We start from the raw sequence: 15,413 nt of genomic DNA, 5'->3' as shown, positions 1-15,413 counted from the left end.
CACGGTCGTTGTCCTCTCGTCTACTGCTGGTGGGTGGTGCGACCGACCAAGGCCCTCGGGGGTACCGCCCCGGGGGCCTTCTGTGCGTTCTGGCTGCACGAGCAGCCAAGGCCGCCGCCCACCCGGGATAGGGTCGGCGGCGGCCTTGGTGGTTCGTGCTGGCGGAGGGTCAGGCGGCGGCGCGGGTGCGGGAGCGCTTCGGGCGCTCCTTGAGCGGCTCGGCGGGCGTGCCCTTCGGCATCGTCAGCGGGAAGATCGGGCTGCGCGCACCCTTGAGCGGCTCGGACCGCCGGGTGTTGGCGTCCTCAACAGCCCGGTCGACCCGGCGCCACTCGGCCGCCCGGCGCTTCGGCTGCTGCTGGGCCTGACGGCGCTCGGTGCGGCGCTGCTCCTGCTCAGTGCGGGCCTGGGCCGCGCGGCGCTGCGGCTCCTGCCGCAGCAGCCGGAGGTAGGTGGCGGCCAGGCGCCCGCCGTCGGTGCAGTGCTTGCGGCCGGTGCAGACCGAGCAGCCATTGCGGTGCGCCTCGTACGTCTGGCGGGCGCTGTCCGCGGTGGCCGGGGCGGGGTTGAGCTGGGTGACCGCCGGGGGCTTGGGGGTCGGCACCTTGCGGAGCACCTTGGTCGGTCGGCGGGAGGCAATCTCCGCGACGCCCTCTTCGATCCGCGCCGCCCACTGCTCGGGGGTGACGTCCTGCTCGACGCGCTGGGCGCTGGCCGGGCAGTACGTCGTCTCGTCGTCGAGGAAGTGGGGCTGGATCTTGCTGCGGTTGATGCGGCGCCAGACCGAGCAGTCGGGGCAGATCAGGGAGAAGGGGATGCCGGGGGTCATCTCGATCTGGTTGGGGCGGAGAGAGCTGAGCCGGAGAGCCGGCCGAGAGTTGCTGCGCATCACGGTCTCCCGAGTACGAAGGGGCTGGATTGCGGCTGTGTTCTCCACACCTCACGAACGACACGTCGTCCGCGAGACCTGGGCAGCACAGCTGCTGCGGGTCCTGCGCAAGCCCCCGGGTCTGGTCTTCACCATCGGCCGGCGCAGGTCGAGCTATGGGGGATGTGGCGCATGTGGCTAGGCCACGGCGAGCTACCGCCCCTAACGGAGCGTTATAGCTATCGCTATTGCCAAGTAGAGCGGACGGGCGGCATGATGTCAATACCGATAGCTATAACCCGCCGCCGGCATTGTGTCGGACCGTCAGCGCCTGATAGAGCTATCGCTAGACTTGACCCGTCCAGCCTTAGAAAGGGGTGACCGCCGTGGCCGCCTCGTATCGCGAGATCGCCGCCGACCTGCGCCAGAAGATCGCCGAGGGCCACTACCGGCCCGGTGACAAACTCCCGATGCTGACAGAGCTCCAGGAGCAGTACGGCGCGGGCTACCAAACAGTCCGCAGCGCCATCGCACTGCTGGAGCAAGAGGGGCTGGTTATCGCGGTACGCCGACGCGGGACGATCGTCCGCGAGCGTCCCGAGAAGCTCCGCGTCACCCGCTCCCGCGAGGTCTTCCGCGACGAGATCGGCTACTACTTCGATCCCACCGCCCAGCCCTGGAAGGCTCTGCAGCCCCCCACAATCCGCTGGGGTGTGGTTCCGATCGACCTGGCCGCGCTGATGGGCTTGGAGCCCGGATCCGAGGTTTTGGTACGCGACCGGGTGATGGGCGATCCGGAAACTGGTGCGCCCAAACAGCTCGCGACCAGCTACCTGCCGGCGGACCTGGCACGCGGCACTCGACTCGCCGACTCCGACACCGGACCAGGCGGCATCTACGACAGGCTTGAGGAGATGGGCCACCGTCCCCTGGAGTGGAGCGAGAGCGTCTCCGCCCGCATGCCGTCGCCCGAGGAAGCCGAAGCTCTGCACCTGCCGACCGATGTTGGCGTCCCACTTCTGCGCGTGCTGCGGGTCACCACCTCGCCGACCGGGCAGGTCGCCGAGGTCAACGACACGCGCATGAGTAGCGAGCTCTTCGAGATCGGCTACACGATTAGCCGGCACCCGAGTGCTCGCTTCCCGCATGGGGTTGGCGTCACCGAAGACGACCACTGATGCATACCTCCAATTCCTTCAGATCACCCAGCTGCTGCGAGGTCCATCACAGCGGCTGGGGACCTGACGAAGAATCACAGACGTGTCATCAGCTCCATCAACACGTTCATACACACGTATTCACATCTGCGTACACACGGGTTTTGGCTGGTCAGCCCTAGGCTGCCGGGCATGGTGACACTGGAGGGTGGGGAAATGGCCAAGAGCCGTCCGGGGTGGCGGCCTGACCTGCTGCGCGCGCAGCGGGAGGCGCACGGGCTGACGTTGGAGAAGGCGGGGGAGCGGCTGCGCCAGGTCGCCGAGGAGGCCAAACTCAAGGGCATCCCGGCCGCGAATCCGCAGACGTTGTGGCAGCACGAGCAGGGTGAGGTCTATCCCGGACCGCACTACCGTCGGGCGTACTGCCTTCTCTACAGGGCGACGGATCCGGAGCTCGGATTCCGAGCCGCACTGCCGGGCGAGGAGACGAAGTTCCGTCTGACGCCAGCCAGCGACGATCACAACGGAACGCACGTTCTCGCCGTCGAGCGAGCGATCCACCGGATCGCCCCCGGCAACGACGAGGCCGACCACATGGGCGTACAGCAGCGGATCCTGGACGCCTGGAAGCGTCGGCACACCGGCGGCGATCCGCATCGGCCGGTCGTGGTCCTGGTCGGCGGCTACGCCGGGTCCGGGAAGACGGAGTTCGCCCGATTCCTCGCCCAGCTGACCGGCTGGCCGCTGCTGGACAAGGACCCGCTGACCCGGCCGCTGGTGGAACGGCTGCTGGTGGCACTCGGCGGTGACCCGAACGACCGGCACACCGATCTGTACCGGGAGCAGGTGCGCAACGTGGAGTACGACTGCCTGATGCAGGCGGCCTGGGCCAACATCAACTGCCGCATCTCCACTGTGATGACCGCGCCGTTCATCGCCGAGATGACCAGCAAGGAATGGATGCAGCGGCTCACGAACCGCTGCGCATCGCTCGGCGTCGACGTTGCGCCGATCTGGGTCCAGTGCGACCCGGAGTCGATGCGCGAGTACATCACCTTCCGCTCCGCGGCCCGGGACGCCTGGAAGCTTCAGCGCTGGGACGAGTACCTCCAGACCATCGACGTCGATCTGCGGCCGGCCGTGCCGCACCTGGTCGTCGACAACCGACTCGGCGCGGCAATCTCGCTCGCCGACCAGGCCCGGCAGGCGATCCGGGAGGTGTACGCATGAATGAGCAGCATTCCAAGCGCGGTGTGGGGGTGATCCTCTACGGGCCGCCCGCTGCTGGGAAGGACACCATCACGCGAGCCCTCACCTCACTCGATCCCGACTTCGCCCTGTTCTCGCGGGTGAAAGTTGGACCGGGCCGGTCAGCCGGCTACCGGATGGGTACGCCGGAGCAGTTGAAGGAGCTGCGGTCGTCGGGCGCGGTCGTCTACGAGAACTCCCGGTATGACAGCACGTACGTGACGGACCGGCCTGGCCTGGACGAGGCCTTCACAGCTGGGGTTCCGGTGATGCACCTGGGCCAGGTCGACGGTGTGCGGGCGGTACTCGAGAGCTACCCGGCCGACTGGCTGACCGTCCTGCTGTGGTGCCCTCGGGAGACGACCGAGGCCCGGTCGGCGGGTCGGGGCGACACGGACACTCCGGCGCGGCTGGCCGCGTGGGATGCGACCCGGGCCGACCTCGACGCCAACCCGAACTTCCGCTTCGACCTGACCATCCGCACGAACGAGGTTGGGCCCGAAGCCGCCGCCGCACAGATCCGCCGGGCGCTCACCGCACCACACGGCGACCTGGTATTGGTCGACTTCGACGACACGCTGATCAACCGGCTCTCCGCGGTAACGGACTGGGTGGCCGGGTACTGCACGGAAAACCGTCTGGGTCCGGCGGCCGAGCAGCAGATGCTCGAGGCCATGCGGATCCGAGCGGACGTTAGCGTGGTCGAGGGCTTGTGCACGGAGCTCGAACTCCCGGAGTCGGCCAGCGAACTCTGGGCGCGGTACGAGCCGGAGCTCGCCGCGTCGGTGACGCCGTTCCCCGGCGTGATCGAGGCACTGACCACCGTACGGGAGGCCGGCCGCCAGGTCGTCGTCGTCACCAACGGCGGCGCGCAGATCCAGCGCGCCAAGCTGAAGGCCTCCGGCATCGCCGACGTGGTCGACGACGTGTGTATCTCCGAAGAGATCGGCGCCCGGAAACCGGACCGCCGGATCTTCGAGGCCGCGGCCGCCAGCGTCGGCCGGGACCTCTCCCGGGGCGGGTGGATGATCGGAGACAACGCCGAACTGGACGTCGTCGGCGGTCGAGACGCCGGGCTGCGCACCATCTGGATCTCTCATGGCCGTCCCTGGGCGGGTGGGGCGGAGCCGGACTTCATCGCCCAGACCGCCGTGGATGCCCTCGCGCACGTTCACGGGAGCGCCCAGTGACGTCGCCCCAGCCGGTTCTTGGTGTACTGCACCCGGGCAGCATGGGCGCGGCCGTCGCGGCCTGTGCGGTGTCGGTCGGCAGCCGGGTTCTCTGGTGCCCGGCCGGACGTAGCGCCGCAACCGTGCGGCGTGCCGAGCAGGCCGGGCTGGAGCCGGTGGCCGAGCTGTGCGCGCTGTTGGAGCGAGCCGAGGTCGTGCTGAGCCTGTGCCCGCCGGCCGTTGCCGAGGATGTTGCTCGCAAGGTCGCCGGGCACAGGTTCGCTGGCGTGTACGTCGAGAGCAACGCGATCAGCCCGGACCGGGTGCGGCGGATCGCCGACCTGGTGAGTGGGAGCGCTCGGGCGTTGGTCGACGGCTCGGTGATCGGTTCCCCGCCGGTCGGCGGCAAGCGCGCGCAGTTGTTCCTCTCCGGCCCGCCGGATGCTGCCCGCCTGGTCTCGGGACTGTTCTCCGGAACGGCAGTCTCGACGCCGTTCCTGGGAGAGGAGATCGGTCAGGCGTCCGCGCTGAAGGTCTCCTACACCGCCTACCAGAAAGCGTCCCGGGTGCTGGCTGCGCTCTCGTACGGTCTCGCACAACATCACGGTGTCGACCAGGCACTGCTGGACGTGGCCAGCAAGCGGTCAGGCAGCTACCTGGTTGAGACCAACTACATCGCCAAGACCGCGGCCCGGGCATGGAGGTGGGCGCCGGAGCTGGAGGAGGCCGCCGACACGCTGCGGGCGGCAGGCCTGCCGGACGAGGTGCTGCGCGCTGTGGCCCAGACGCTCCACCGTTGGACGGATGCGAAGGACAACGGCGAACTCTCGGCTGAAGGTGCCCTCAGGATTCTGCGGGAGTCCAAGTGAGCAGGGACTTGTCAGACCGTCTGGCCGTTGGATCATCAGATCGACACGGTGCACTAGCGGCTACGCATCGTGCTATCCACAGGGATAGGCTTGCTCCGACAGTGATCCAAAACGAACTTTGCCGCCCGGACCTTGAGCAAGCCCGGACGGCATCAGAGTGGATCGGCGCCCCTGGCCGGGGGCCCGTCCCGGTCGACCACGCGGAAGGTGGTGACGCAGTGAAGGGTACCCGTACCCGCCAGCAGGCACACGCGCGGCACCCCGCCGTAGAGGCGACCGGTTCGAGGTCGCTCCGGCGGGGTGCCGTCGTCGTATCCGGACACACCTCTCCCCCGAAGGGGGTCAGTGTGACTTAGTCGTCTTGGGGGCGCCGGCCTTTGGCGAGGCCAGCAACCCCGGACCGCTTCCAGTGGGGCCAACCACTGGACTGCGGTCTTACGTGATCCGTCCGATTTGGCGATCGGACGAGGGCCCGGAACGGGCTCCGGCTTGGCGGCCGGGGCCCGGGAAGGGCGGCACTGCAGGTTCTCCAGAACCAGGACCCCCGAGGGGGTCCGTCTTGCCGACCCGTTGGTGCGGGGCGGCTGTTTCACCGACCCGCAGCAGTGGGCCGGTTACATGCGCCTAGGAAGGCTCTGTCATTTTGCAGCAGCTCACAGCCCCATTCCAGTCCCTCCGTGTCCCCGTCGCGGCGGGTGGTGTCCCCGGTTTGAGCTTGGACGATGCGGTCCGAGAGGGGGGACATCTCTCCTCCCCCGTTCCTGCCATGGGATTCGTCGGGGGACCGGTTCAGGGACCGGTTGTTGGATCCACCGCGCACGCTGTCGACAATGTGACGCACATCACCCATTCGGGTGAGGGCTTCGGTGTCACACGATCGGGTCCGAACCGTGCGGTTCTGGCCGTGCCGGCCGTTCCCGGCCAGCGGGTCAGCGGGTCGATGGAGTCCCCGGCTCCCGCGCGTACCGAAGCCGAGGACGCGTTTGGTACCCGATTCCCGGTCGCCTGGCTCGCCCGGTTCACTGGGGACCAGATCCGGGCTGTGACCGTGGTGGGCGACTACTGCCGGAGCAAGGCCGGGTACTGCTGGGCGTCGAACGCGACGATCGCGGGCGGGCTGGGCCTGCACGAGCGGACCGTGGCCGCGCTGCTGCGCAAGGCCGAGGGCGTCCTGGTGGAGTGCGAGCACCGCCAGGGCGGCACGATCGCCCGCCGGGTCGAGCAGGCCGGCCGGGACGTGCGCGCGGTGTGGATCTCGGCGGTCGCCCGGAACCTGCTGTCTGGCACCAGGTTCAAGGTCTACGCGGCCTTGTCCTACCGGGAGCACCTAGAGACGACGACCTCGGCGCGGCAGCTGGCTGTGCTGTGCGGGCTGCGGGCCGAGACCGCCCGCGTGGTCGCAGCGCAGCTTGTGGCGGAGGGCTGGGTCTCCCGGGACGGGGAGGTCGGCGGGGCGTACCGGTACACCGTGCACCCGGTCCCGCTGGTCGGCGTGGTGACGCAGGAGGCGCTGTTCGCGCAGCCCCAGCAGGCCCGGCCGCAGGCGAAACCGGCCGACGTCGAGGAGGTGTCCGGCTGCGCGGGTCAGCTCGACCTGTTCTCCCTGATGGAGTCGGTGGAGACCCCCCTCGTTTCGGCTCCACCCTCCCCCCTCGATCTGACTCCCCCCTCCCCCCTCGTTTCGGCTCCACAATCAAGCTCTCTTGATCAAGCTCTTCCCAACAAGCCCCTGCGCGCCGTTGGTGGTTGCGGTTCCGGCGTAGCCGAGACGTCCGTACCGCGCGACACCCGCGTGTACGCGAGCGACTCCGCGCTGGTCGATCCGGTGCCCGCCGTCGCCGAGCAGACCTCCGTCGTGGCCCGTCTGGTCGCGGCTTCGCCGGAACTGCAGAAGACCCCCAGCACGACCACGAACTCGAAGACCGAGGCCTCCGCCGTGCCGTCGATGACGGTCAGCGCCGAGGTCCACCAGGTCCTGCGCCTGGTGCCCGACCTGGTGAACCGGATGAACCGCTGGCAGCAGCAGGAGGTGGCCCGGGCGGTCGGCCAGGCGATCCGCGAGGTCGGCGGCGACGTCGAGCGCGTCGCCCAGCGCCTGGAGCGCCGGTACGTCCTGGAGCGCGACAAGATCCGTGACCCGTACGCCTGGCTCGCCGCCCCGGGACGCAACCGCGGCCTGGTCCGGCGCGGCTGCCACCTGCCCACCTGCGAGTCCGGCACCGACGTGGAACTCGGCGGCGAGTGCCAGACCTGCGCGTACCACGTCGAGGGCGCCCGGCACCGGCACGCGAAGCGCCGCCAGGCCGAGCGGGACCAGGTCCTGGCCAAGGCCCGCACCGCCCCGGCCCTGGGGCCGGCGGACATCGACGGCCAGACCGAGCAGGTCGAGGAGCAGCAACTGGCGTACTGCGACCGGCACATGCGGACCGTGCTGCCGTGCGGCCTGTGCGCACCACTGCTGGACCAGCCCGCCCTGTCCGAGGTCCCTCGGGCAATCGGCGGCGCCGAACTGCCTCCGGTCACGGTTCCGACCTGGATGACCGTGGACAACTCCGAGGGCGTCGCCTTCCGCGAGCAGCTGGCCGCCCGCCGCCGTGAGCGCGAACTCGTTGGGAGCCGCTGATGACCACGTCCACTGGGGCCGACCTCGCCCGTACCGCCTTGCGCGCCGCCCGCCAGGCCGCCCGCACCAGCGGCAACGCCCCCGCCCAGCGCGCCACTCGGCAGACCACGGCCGTGCGGCGAGGCCCGCGCGAACCCGAGCCGATCGCGGACGTGTTCCTCACCCTGGTCGCCGCCCACGGCTGGACCCTCGGCACCGCCGGCGGAGGCCTGCGCGACCGCTGGCCCTCGATCGTCGGCGCCGAGGCGGCCGGCCACTGGCACCTCGTCGGTTACGACCCGACCACCCGCCGCCTGCGCGTGGTCGCCGACTCCCCGGCCTGGGCCGCCCAGCTCCGCCTCCACCACCGCCGCATCCTCACCGACCTCGAGCAGCTGCGACCCGGCACCGTCCGGGCCATCGACGTCCGCGTCGGCCCCGCCCCCGTCGTGCAGCACGACCAGGACCCCGACGACCGGCCCACCCGCCGCGACGACCGGCCCGCCGCGCAGCCGGCCCGGCCCCCGCTCGCCGACCACACCGCCTACCAGCAGCTCCGCCAACAGATGCGCGACCAGGCCCAGGCCCGCCAGGCAGCGGTCGACGAAGAAGCCGCCGCCCGGGAGGAGATCCTGCGCCAGCACTACAACCGCCTGCGCGAACCTGAGGGGGCCCACCGCCCCTGCGTCGAAGACGAGGAAGCCCTGGCCCGAACCACCCGGGCCCGCGCAGCCCTCGCCCGCCACCACGCCGCCCTCGCCGTCGCCCGCGGCCACGCCGTTCCGTTGCGCAAGGCCCGCCAGCCGGTGACCCTCAGCGGTGCCGCGTGACCAGGACCGCTCCACTGCCCGCCCGTCGACCGCTACCGTCGAACCTGCGGCCCGCCACCACGGCGGCCGCCACCACCGAGGAGGACCAGGTGACCACCCAGCCCGACCACCAGGACACGGCCGTTCCCCGGCCGGCCACCCTGCACGAGCTGCGCACCGCCCTGTCCCGCTACGGCCTGCCCGGCGACCGCGAGCAGTTCGAGCAGGCCCTGGCCGCCGCCCTCGACGCCTCCCCGATCGGCGACTTCGCCGCCGTCGCCGAGGTCGCCGCCACCTACCGCCACCGCCTGACCCTGCGCACCGACGAGCAGGCCATGGCCTCTTTGGCCGCGCCCATCGGCGGCCAGCACTGGAGTCCGGCCGGCGACGTCTTCGCCCGGGTGCGCGCCGCCGGCGGCGACCGGTGACCGACGACCAGCCGACCGAACCGCGCGAGCCGCTGCACGTCTTCCTCTCCGACGCCGCCGAAGCCGCCCTCGCCCAGCTGCGCCCCGGCGAACTGGACGCCGTCGAGAAGCTCGTCGAACGCCTCGCGCTCTACCCTCGGCTCGGCATCCCGGTGCCCGGCGGCACCGACCCCGAGGTCGACGACTACACCGCCCGCACCGACCCGGCCGCCGACACCGGCGACCGCATCAGCGTCGTCTACCGGGTGCACGAGCAGATGAAGTCCGTGTTCGTGACCTGGGTCATCGCCGGACCCTGACCCCACATCAGCACAACCCGGGAAGATGGCCGGGCCCCTCACGCTCGAATCGCGAGGGGCCCGGCCATCAGCGTACGTCCGCAGCCTCCCGCCCTCGCCGGCCGGGACCGACACGAACCGGAGCCCACCGTGGACACCACGACCACCACCAACGTCGACCTCCCCGGGCCCCGAAAGGGCCGGACCCTGCGCCTGGCGGCCGCGTTGCGCGCCGAGATCGACAGCGGCCGGTGGCAGCCCGGCGAACCACTGCCCGGCGGCAGCGAGCTCGCGGCCGCGTACGGCGTCAGCCACGCCACGGTCTCCGGCGCCATCGGACTGCTGAAGGACGAGAAGCTGCTCACCGGACCGGCCGGCGGCCGAACCCGCGTCGCGAACCCCTCCGGCGACGAGCCCGACGAGGACGCCGTCCGCGGCCGCTCCAAGCGGCTCACCGACGCGCTGCTCGCCGACATCCGGGAAGGCCGGCTGCGGCCCGGCGACACCGTGCCGCCCGTCCGGGAACTCGCCCGCGAACACGGCACCACCACCGCCACCGCCTTCGGCGTCATCACCGAACTCAAGCGCAAGGGAGTGCTCACCGGCACGCCCGGCGGCCGAACCCGCGTCGCAGACGATCCCTCCGCCCAGCAGAACGCCGAACTCGCCGACTACGCCCAGGAACTGCGCACCAACCTCACCACCGACCAGCTCGCCGAGCTGATCCGCATTCTCACCAACACCCCGCCCCAGGAGCGGGCACCCGCCACCGCGCTGGAGGCGGCCGAGGAGCTGACACGCGCAACCCGCTCGCTGCGCCGGTCCGTCCGCGCCGGCGTCCCCGACCACGACCAGCTGGCGGTCCAACTGCACAAGGCATTCGCCGGCCTCGCCGCCACGATGAAACCCGCCGCCGACCTCGCAGGTCACCACCCGGGCGCCGCCTGGTGGCAGCGAGCTCACCACGACGCGCAGGCCCTGGCCGCCGCCATGGCCAACGCCGTCACTCCGCCGTCCGCCCGGTAGCCGACTGCGCTGCACCCGAAGTCCCAGGCCCTGATGAGCTTCACGTACATGTGACGTGATCCTGGGGTCACGTCACATGTACGCGAAAGCGGGGCGCCCCTTCGCTGTACGGCCGACCCTCCGCCAGCGTTCGGGTTTCACCCTGCCCCAGGCGGGGAGTTCCGCGTAGCGTGACCGACGGACCACACGGCGGCCGCTACCGGAAGGGGAGTTCGTGCAAGCGGGAACCGTGCTGGACGGGCGCTACGAGCTCGTCCAGCGGATCGGCGCAGGCGGTTTCGGGCAGGTGTGGGAGGCCTACGATCCGAAGATCGGTCGCCCCGTCGCGGTGAAGCTCCTTCTCGAAGACGACGCCGCGCACAGCGCCCGGTTCACCCGCGAGGCCACCGTCGCCGGAAGTCTCTCCCACCCCCACATCGTCACCGTCCACGATGTCGGCACCACCGAACACGACGGCCGACCGCTGTCCTACCTCGTCATGGAGCTGATCGACGGCACCCCGCTGAGCACCGTCCAGGAACGCGGGCCCCTGCCGATGCCCGACCTCCTGTACATCGCGTGGTGTGTTGCCGACGCCCTCACCGCCGCCCACCGCGAGGGCCTGATCCACCGCGACATCAAGCCGTCCAACATCATGATCATCAGGGATGAACACAACGGCACCAAGCTCGTCGACTTCGGCATCGCCAAGAGCGCCGACACCCGGCACGACATCACCGCCACCGGCATCCTGATCGGCACCCCCGCCTACATGGCCCCCGAAGCCTTCAACGGCGCTCTCGACCACCGCTCCGACCTCTACTCCCTCGGCTGCGTCATCCACGAAATGGCAGCTGGCCAACGCCCCTTCGACGGCACCGGCGGATTCTGGCGCTACGCCCACCAACACGCCAACGACACCCCACCCCGGCTGCGCACCCTCCGCCCCGAAGTCCCCCTCGAACTTGAGGACCTGATCGTCCGGCTCCTGGCCAAGTCTCCTGACCACCGCCCCGCCACCGCTCAGGAGACGGCCCGCGAACTCAGGGCGATCACCGACCGGTACTACAACCCCAGCGCCCCGCAGAAGGGCAAGGACAGTACCTGCGATGTCACCCTCACCGCCGCAGAAGCTGCCCTTGGCGAGATCATCCCGATCCGCCGCAGCGAACACACCCCCTGCCCCGACTGCCGCGGCTCCAAGCGCAGGACCGCCTGGTGCTCCACCTGCTCGGACACCGGCACCGTCGTGACCAGGCGGTACGAGCACAACGTCCGCATCCCCGCCGGCGTCCGCGAGGGACAACGCCTGCGTCTGCGCGGCCTGGGCGGTAGCGGCTACAACGGAGGCCAGCCCGGCGACCTCTACGTCACCGTGCACATCGAGCCCTAACCGAACCGACCAGCTGGCTCCTGGCACGTCGGCCCCTCGATCTCGCCACGTCGTCGGTGACCCAGGTGCCCTTCCGCCCCGGCCGGAACGGGGCGGCAACCACAACGACGTTGCGGTCGGCAGCGGACCGGGTGGCTGGGCGCGGCGTGCTCCGCCCCCGCACCCGTGGCCAGCGCCCGGCGGCGCTGGACCCGCCTACCTATGTGGGGGGCTCCTCCCCCCACACCCCCCACCAGCCCTGCGCGGGCTGGACATGCGCTGCCGCCTGCCCTAAACGCACTCGCATGCTCGCGCGTTTACCGCTCGGGCCTTGACGGCCCTCCCTGGGCAGTTGCCCCGGATCAAGTGGCTGGCGTCCGCCCTGGTCAGGGAGACCTGCCGTCCGGCCTGCCCGACACCTGCTCGACTTGCCCGCCTCCGAGCGGTGGCCGATGTCACCACCCACTTGACAAACGCCGTGATGCCCACCCTCACCACCGGGAACAAGGCCCGGGGCCGCCCTGCAACCGGTACCGATGCACCTGACAGCAGCAGCAACCCGAGCGGAGCCGCGACCTCTACCACCTGCGGCTAGCAGGCCAGCCTCGGTGCTCAGCCCGGACAACAGCAGCGGCACGAACAGCCAATCCGCCGGAGAGCCACTGCCAGCTCGCCTGTACCGAGCTGGGGCCTACGGCCCCAGCGGTGCCAGGTCACCGAGGCATGGGTGGCGGAGCCAGGTACGGACGTGCACCTTTACTACCTAAGAAGAGACATATGCCCTGACCTGCGGTTTTCCCCTTGCTAACGTCTGGTTTTCCAGACGTTGCTGCCAGAAAACCAGACGTTACGGCAGAGGCCGCCGGGGGGAGTGTGGCTCGACACGCTGCAGGGAACCTGCGTTTTCTGGGTCCCATCCTGTAGGTTCTTGCCATTAAGGTCGGGTTTTCCGGAGCTAACGTCTGAAAAATCAGCCCTTAGGGACCTGAAGGCGGACCGGTCGTTGGACCGGTTGCGGACCGCGACAGCATGGTGAGGAGCAGCATGGCTCGCAGGGGCAACATCGCCCTGGTGAACCTGGACACGGGGGCGGTGCTGCCTGCGCCGAAGCCCCGGACGCCGCACACCATGGACGGCTCCTACACCCTCAACGCCTACACGGACGACGCGCCGCTGTACTCGCTGGCGCTGTCCGGGGCGGAGTGGGCGACGATCGACTGGGTGCGCTCGAACGGCGGGGCCGGCGCGGCGGTGAAGGTGACCGCGGTCGCCGTGGCGGAGGCGATCCTGGCGACGGAGACGACCGCGAAGACGGCGCTCGCCCGCCTGGTGAAGCTGAACATCTTGCTCAAGACCAGCCCTCGGAGCCAGACGTACCAGCTGAACCCGCGGCGCTTCTGGGAGGGCTCTGGCGACGCCCAGGTGCAGGCATGCCGACGGCTGGATCCGCCGCCCATCACGCCGGATGCCAAGGCGATCGCCGCCGCGAAGAAGGCGGCCGAGAAGGCCGCCGCCAAGGCGCCCGGACCGCGCCGCACCACCACGGCCAGGGACACGATGACCGGAGGTACCCGATGAGCGCCGCCACCCACAGCCACCACGGCGGCTTCGACCCGGACAGCCTTGGCATGCCGCCCGTCTACACGCTCAACCTGAGCGCCAGCCAGCGCAGCGTCCTGGAATGGCTCACCAGCCATGGCGCCGTGTTCGACCCGATCACCGCCGACGTCGAGGAGATCGCCCACGACTGCGGTACCTCGACGTCGACCGCGTACGAGGCCTTGGCCCGCCTGGAGACGCTCCACCTGGTCGATCACCCCGACCCCGGAAGCTACCGGGTCAACCCCCGGTTCTTCTTCGCTTCCAACCCTGAGATCCGCCGCCTGGTCGGTGAGGCGATGGAGGCACCCGAGATCACCCCCGACGCCCGCGCCGAAGGCCCCCGCAAGGTCGGCAACGTCGACGCTCGTCGGCGGCGCACCATCAAGGCTGTCCCCGACCAGGAGTAGGCCGGCCCGCTACGCGCCGCACAGGCGGCCGCGCGGCGAAGCGGTGCCGCATGACCTTGGCGACCGGCTTGGCGCCGGTCGTCGCGCGCTAGGGTGGACGGATTCGTCGGTGACCGCGGCTCACTGTCACTGGGGCACTGGGGGAGGGATCTGGACAATGGAAAACATGAGCGACAGCGATGGTGATCTGCGCGCGCGGCTGGCGGCGCTGGAGGCGGAGGTCGACCGTCTGCGGGAGGAGTCCGCGGCCACGCGCACGATGGCGGCGATGGCCGACCGCGACAGCGCCGAGGTCCGTACGTCGTTGCGCGGGCACACCCAGGTGCTGAACGCGATCCGCGAGGACCAGGTCGCCCAGCGTGACGCCTTGGTTGCTCAGGGCCGCACCTTGGAGCGCCTGGCTGAGGCGGTCGGGGCGCTGGCAGCCGGGCAGGCCGAGCAGAGCCGACTGCTGGAGAGCCACAGCCGGTCGTTGGAGGAGCACGGGTCGGCACTGGCGGCACAGGCCACGACGCTGGAAGCCCAGGGCAAGGCGCTGGAAACTCTGATGAAGGGCCAGGCCTCGATCCTGGTGGAGCTGCGCCGGTTGAACGGCCAGACCGACTGACATGGGCTTCGTGCCGCAGTGGTGGCGGTCGGCGGTCGGGGATGAGGTTGCGGCCGGGGTGCGCCCGCTCGGACTCGATGACCGGGGCCGGCTGCGGGTTGCTTGCTCCAGCGTGGCGTGGCGGCGGCAGGTCCAGATTCTGGAGCGGGTGCTGACCGTGCGGGTGAACCGGCAGGCGGACCGGGCGGTGGCGGGGATCGTTGCCGAGGGGCCGTTGAGTCCGTGAAGGGGAAGGGCCGGGAGGACCGTGCCGCAGCGGGCGGGTCCTCCGGGCCTCTGATGGCTGCTCTTCTGGCAGCGAACTCGTGACCATCCGGTGGTCCGGGCGTTGATCGGCCGACGGATCTTCGGCCGGGACCTTGGTTCTTCGTCTTGCCACGGCCCGGCTTCACCTGTGAAGGAGTCGCCATGCACGCCAGGTTGAAGCTCGGGGACCACTCGATCGAGGCCATCAGGCTGCGCGGCGGACTCTCTTATGAGGATTGCTCCCCGGAGCGTCGAAGTCTGCCGGGCTGGGGCGCCTTGGTCGAGGTCCCGGCGGTGCTGGAGCTTTTCGACCTGGTCGCAGCCGGGCACGTGGACGCCGCCCGCGCCCGGTGGCTCATGGCGCGTATCGGCGAGAGCGCCGTCCGCTACGTGGACCCGCACGGCTGTGGCGCGAAGGGTTGCGTCGAGGGTAACCACTGCAACCTCGAGTTCGAGGAGGAGCGGCTGGAGGAGGTCCTGCGTCGGGAGCGGGTCGACGCCTACCTCGCAGTCCAGCCGTCGGCCCTGGAGCCGTAGCCCTTCTGTCCCTGCAGCCCGTAGGGATCCCCGGGTGCGTTGCCCACACGCGGACCGACGTACCCGGGTCGGTGAGGACCGGTTACGGGCGTGGCGCCAGATCGACTGCCGGGAGGGGGACGGGTCGGGTGGGTTCTTGCTGTTGCGCCTTGACGGGTCGTCGCGGTTGAGCCGGCAAGGTGAGCGTGATCTCTCGGGTGGCCGAGGTG

General features: G+C 70.5%; 16 protein-coding genes. 15 read left to right on the top strand and 1 reads right to left on the bottom strand.

What is annotated here, in order from left to right:
* Positions 1 to 169: 169 nt before the first annotated feature.
* The gene (locus ACFXDE_RS28570) at positions 170 to 889 is read right to left on the bottom strand and encodes a hypothetical protein (RefSeq protein WP_380497541.1); all 720 of its coding nucleotides are present in this window, start codon (positions 887 to 889) and stop codon (positions 170 to 172) included.
* Positions 890 to 1,254: 365 nt separating this feature from the next.
* On the opposite strand from ACFXDE_RS28570, the gene ACFXDE_RS28565 reads away from it, so the two are divergent.
* The 15 genes from ACFXDE_RS28565 to ACFXDE_RS28495 all read left to right on the top strand — a co-directional run bounded on the left by ACFXDE_RS28565 (position 1,255) and on the right by ACFXDE_RS28495 (position 15,204).
* A complete protein-coding gene (locus ACFXDE_RS28565) occupies positions 1,255 to 2,046 on the top strand; it encodes a GntR family transcriptional regulator (RefSeq protein ID WP_380497540.1) in 792 nt (263 codons plus the stop codon).
* Positions 2,047 to 2,241: 195 nt separating this feature from the next.
* The gene (locus ACFXDE_RS28560; protein ID WP_380497611.1) at positions 2,242 to 3,255 is read left to right on the top strand and encodes an AAA family ATPase; all 1,014 of its coding nucleotides are present in this window, start codon (positions 2,242 to 2,244) and stop codon (positions 3,253 to 3,255) included.
* Positions 3,252 to 4,463 (top strand): HAD-IA family hydrolase, encoded by a 1,212-nt coding sequence (locus tag ACFXDE_RS28555; protein WP_380497539.1) that lies wholly within the window; start codon positions 3,252 to 3,254, stop codon positions 4,461 to 4,463. Before ACFXDE_RS28560 ends, ACFXDE_RS28555 begins: the two co-directional genes overlap by 4 nt.
* The gene (locus ACFXDE_RS28550) at positions 4,460 to 5,311 is read left to right on the top strand and encodes a DUF1932 domain-containing protein (RefSeq protein WP_380497538.1); all 852 of its coding nucleotides are present in this window, start codon (positions 4,460 to 4,462) and stop codon (positions 5,309 to 5,311) included. The genes ACFXDE_RS28555 and ACFXDE_RS28550 overlap by 4 nt, the downstream gene beginning before the upstream one ends.
* Before the next feature lie 1,042 nt (positions 5,312 to 6,353).
* Positions 6,354 to 7,934, top strand: a complete 1,581-nt coding sequence (locus ACFXDE_RS28545; protein WP_380497537.1) for a hypothetical protein — start codon at positions 6,354 to 6,356, stop codon at positions 7,932 to 7,934.
* On the top strand, positions 7,934 to 8,743 hold the full coding sequence (locus tag ACFXDE_RS28540; RefSeq protein ID WP_380497536.1) for a DciA family protein: 810 nt from the start codon (positions 7,934 to 7,936) through the stop codon (positions 8,741 to 8,743). The genes ACFXDE_RS28545 and ACFXDE_RS28540 overlap by 1 nt, the downstream gene beginning before the upstream one ends.
* Complete coding sequence (locus ACFXDE_RS28535; protein ID WP_380497535.1) at positions 8,740 to 9,150, top strand: hypothetical protein; 411 nt, start codon at positions 8,740 to 8,742, stop codon at positions 9,148 to 9,150. Before ACFXDE_RS28540 ends, ACFXDE_RS28535 begins: the two co-directional genes overlap by 4 nt.
* Positions 9,147 to 9,449 (top strand): hypothetical protein, encoded by a 303-nt coding sequence (locus ACFXDE_RS28530; protein ID WP_380497534.1) that lies wholly within the window; start codon positions 9,147 to 9,149, stop codon positions 9,447 to 9,449. Before ACFXDE_RS28535 ends, ACFXDE_RS28530 begins: the two co-directional genes overlap by 4 nt.
* Before the next feature lie 129 nt (positions 9,450 to 9,578).
* Positions 9,579 to 10,454, top strand: a complete 876-nt coding sequence (locus ACFXDE_RS28525; RefSeq protein WP_380497533.1) for a GntR family transcriptional regulator — start codon at positions 9,579 to 9,581, stop codon at positions 10,452 to 10,454.
* A 214-nt stretch (positions 10,455 to 10,668) separates the two neighbouring features.
* Positions 10,669 to 11,826 carry a protein kinase gene (locus tag ACFXDE_RS28520; RefSeq protein WP_380497532.1) on the top strand — a complete coding sequence of 386 codons (1,158 nt, stop codon included), beginning with the start codon at positions 10,669 to 10,671 and terminating at the stop codon, positions 11,824 to 11,826.
* 1,023 nt (positions 11,827 to 12,849) lie between these two features.
* On the top strand, positions 12,850 to 13,383 hold the full coding sequence (locus ACFXDE_RS28515; protein ID WP_270151589.1) for a MarR family transcriptional regulator: 534 nt from the start codon (positions 12,850 to 12,852) through the stop codon (positions 13,381 to 13,383).
* Entirely contained in the window at positions 13,380 to 13,814 is a 435-nt protein-coding gene (locus tag ACFXDE_RS28510; protein ID WP_270151588.1) for a MarR family transcriptional regulator, read from the top strand. The genes ACFXDE_RS28515 and ACFXDE_RS28510 overlap by 4 nt, the downstream gene beginning before the upstream one ends.
* 166 nt (positions 13,815 to 13,980) lie before the next feature.
* Positions 13,981 to 14,421, top strand: a complete 441-nt coding sequence (locus ACFXDE_RS28505; RefSeq protein ID WP_270151587.1) for a hypothetical protein — start codon at positions 13,981 to 13,983, stop codon at positions 14,419 to 14,421.
* A 1-nt stretch (position 14,422) separates the two neighbouring features.
* A complete protein-coding gene (locus ACFXDE_RS28500; RefSeq protein ID WP_380497531.1) occupies positions 14,423 to 14,647 on the top strand; it encodes a DciA family protein in 225 nt (74 codons plus the stop codon).
* A gap of 182 nt (positions 14,648 to 14,829) precedes the next feature.
* Positions 14,830 to 15,204, top strand: coding sequence for a hypothetical protein (locus tag ACFXDE_RS28495; RefSeq protein ID WP_380497530.1), 375 nt, complete (start codon positions 14,830 to 14,832; stop codon positions 15,202 to 15,204).
* The last annotated feature ends 209 nt before the right edge of the window (positions 15,205 to 15,413 follow it).

The organism is Kitasatospora sp. NPDC059408 (genome assembly GCF_042751525.1).
GTDB lineage: Bacteria > Actinomycetota > Actinomycetes > Streptomycetales > Streptomycetaceae > Kitasatospora.
Note: the sequence above shows the minus strand (reverse complement) of the source record. Positions and strands in the feature narration are given on the sequence as shown.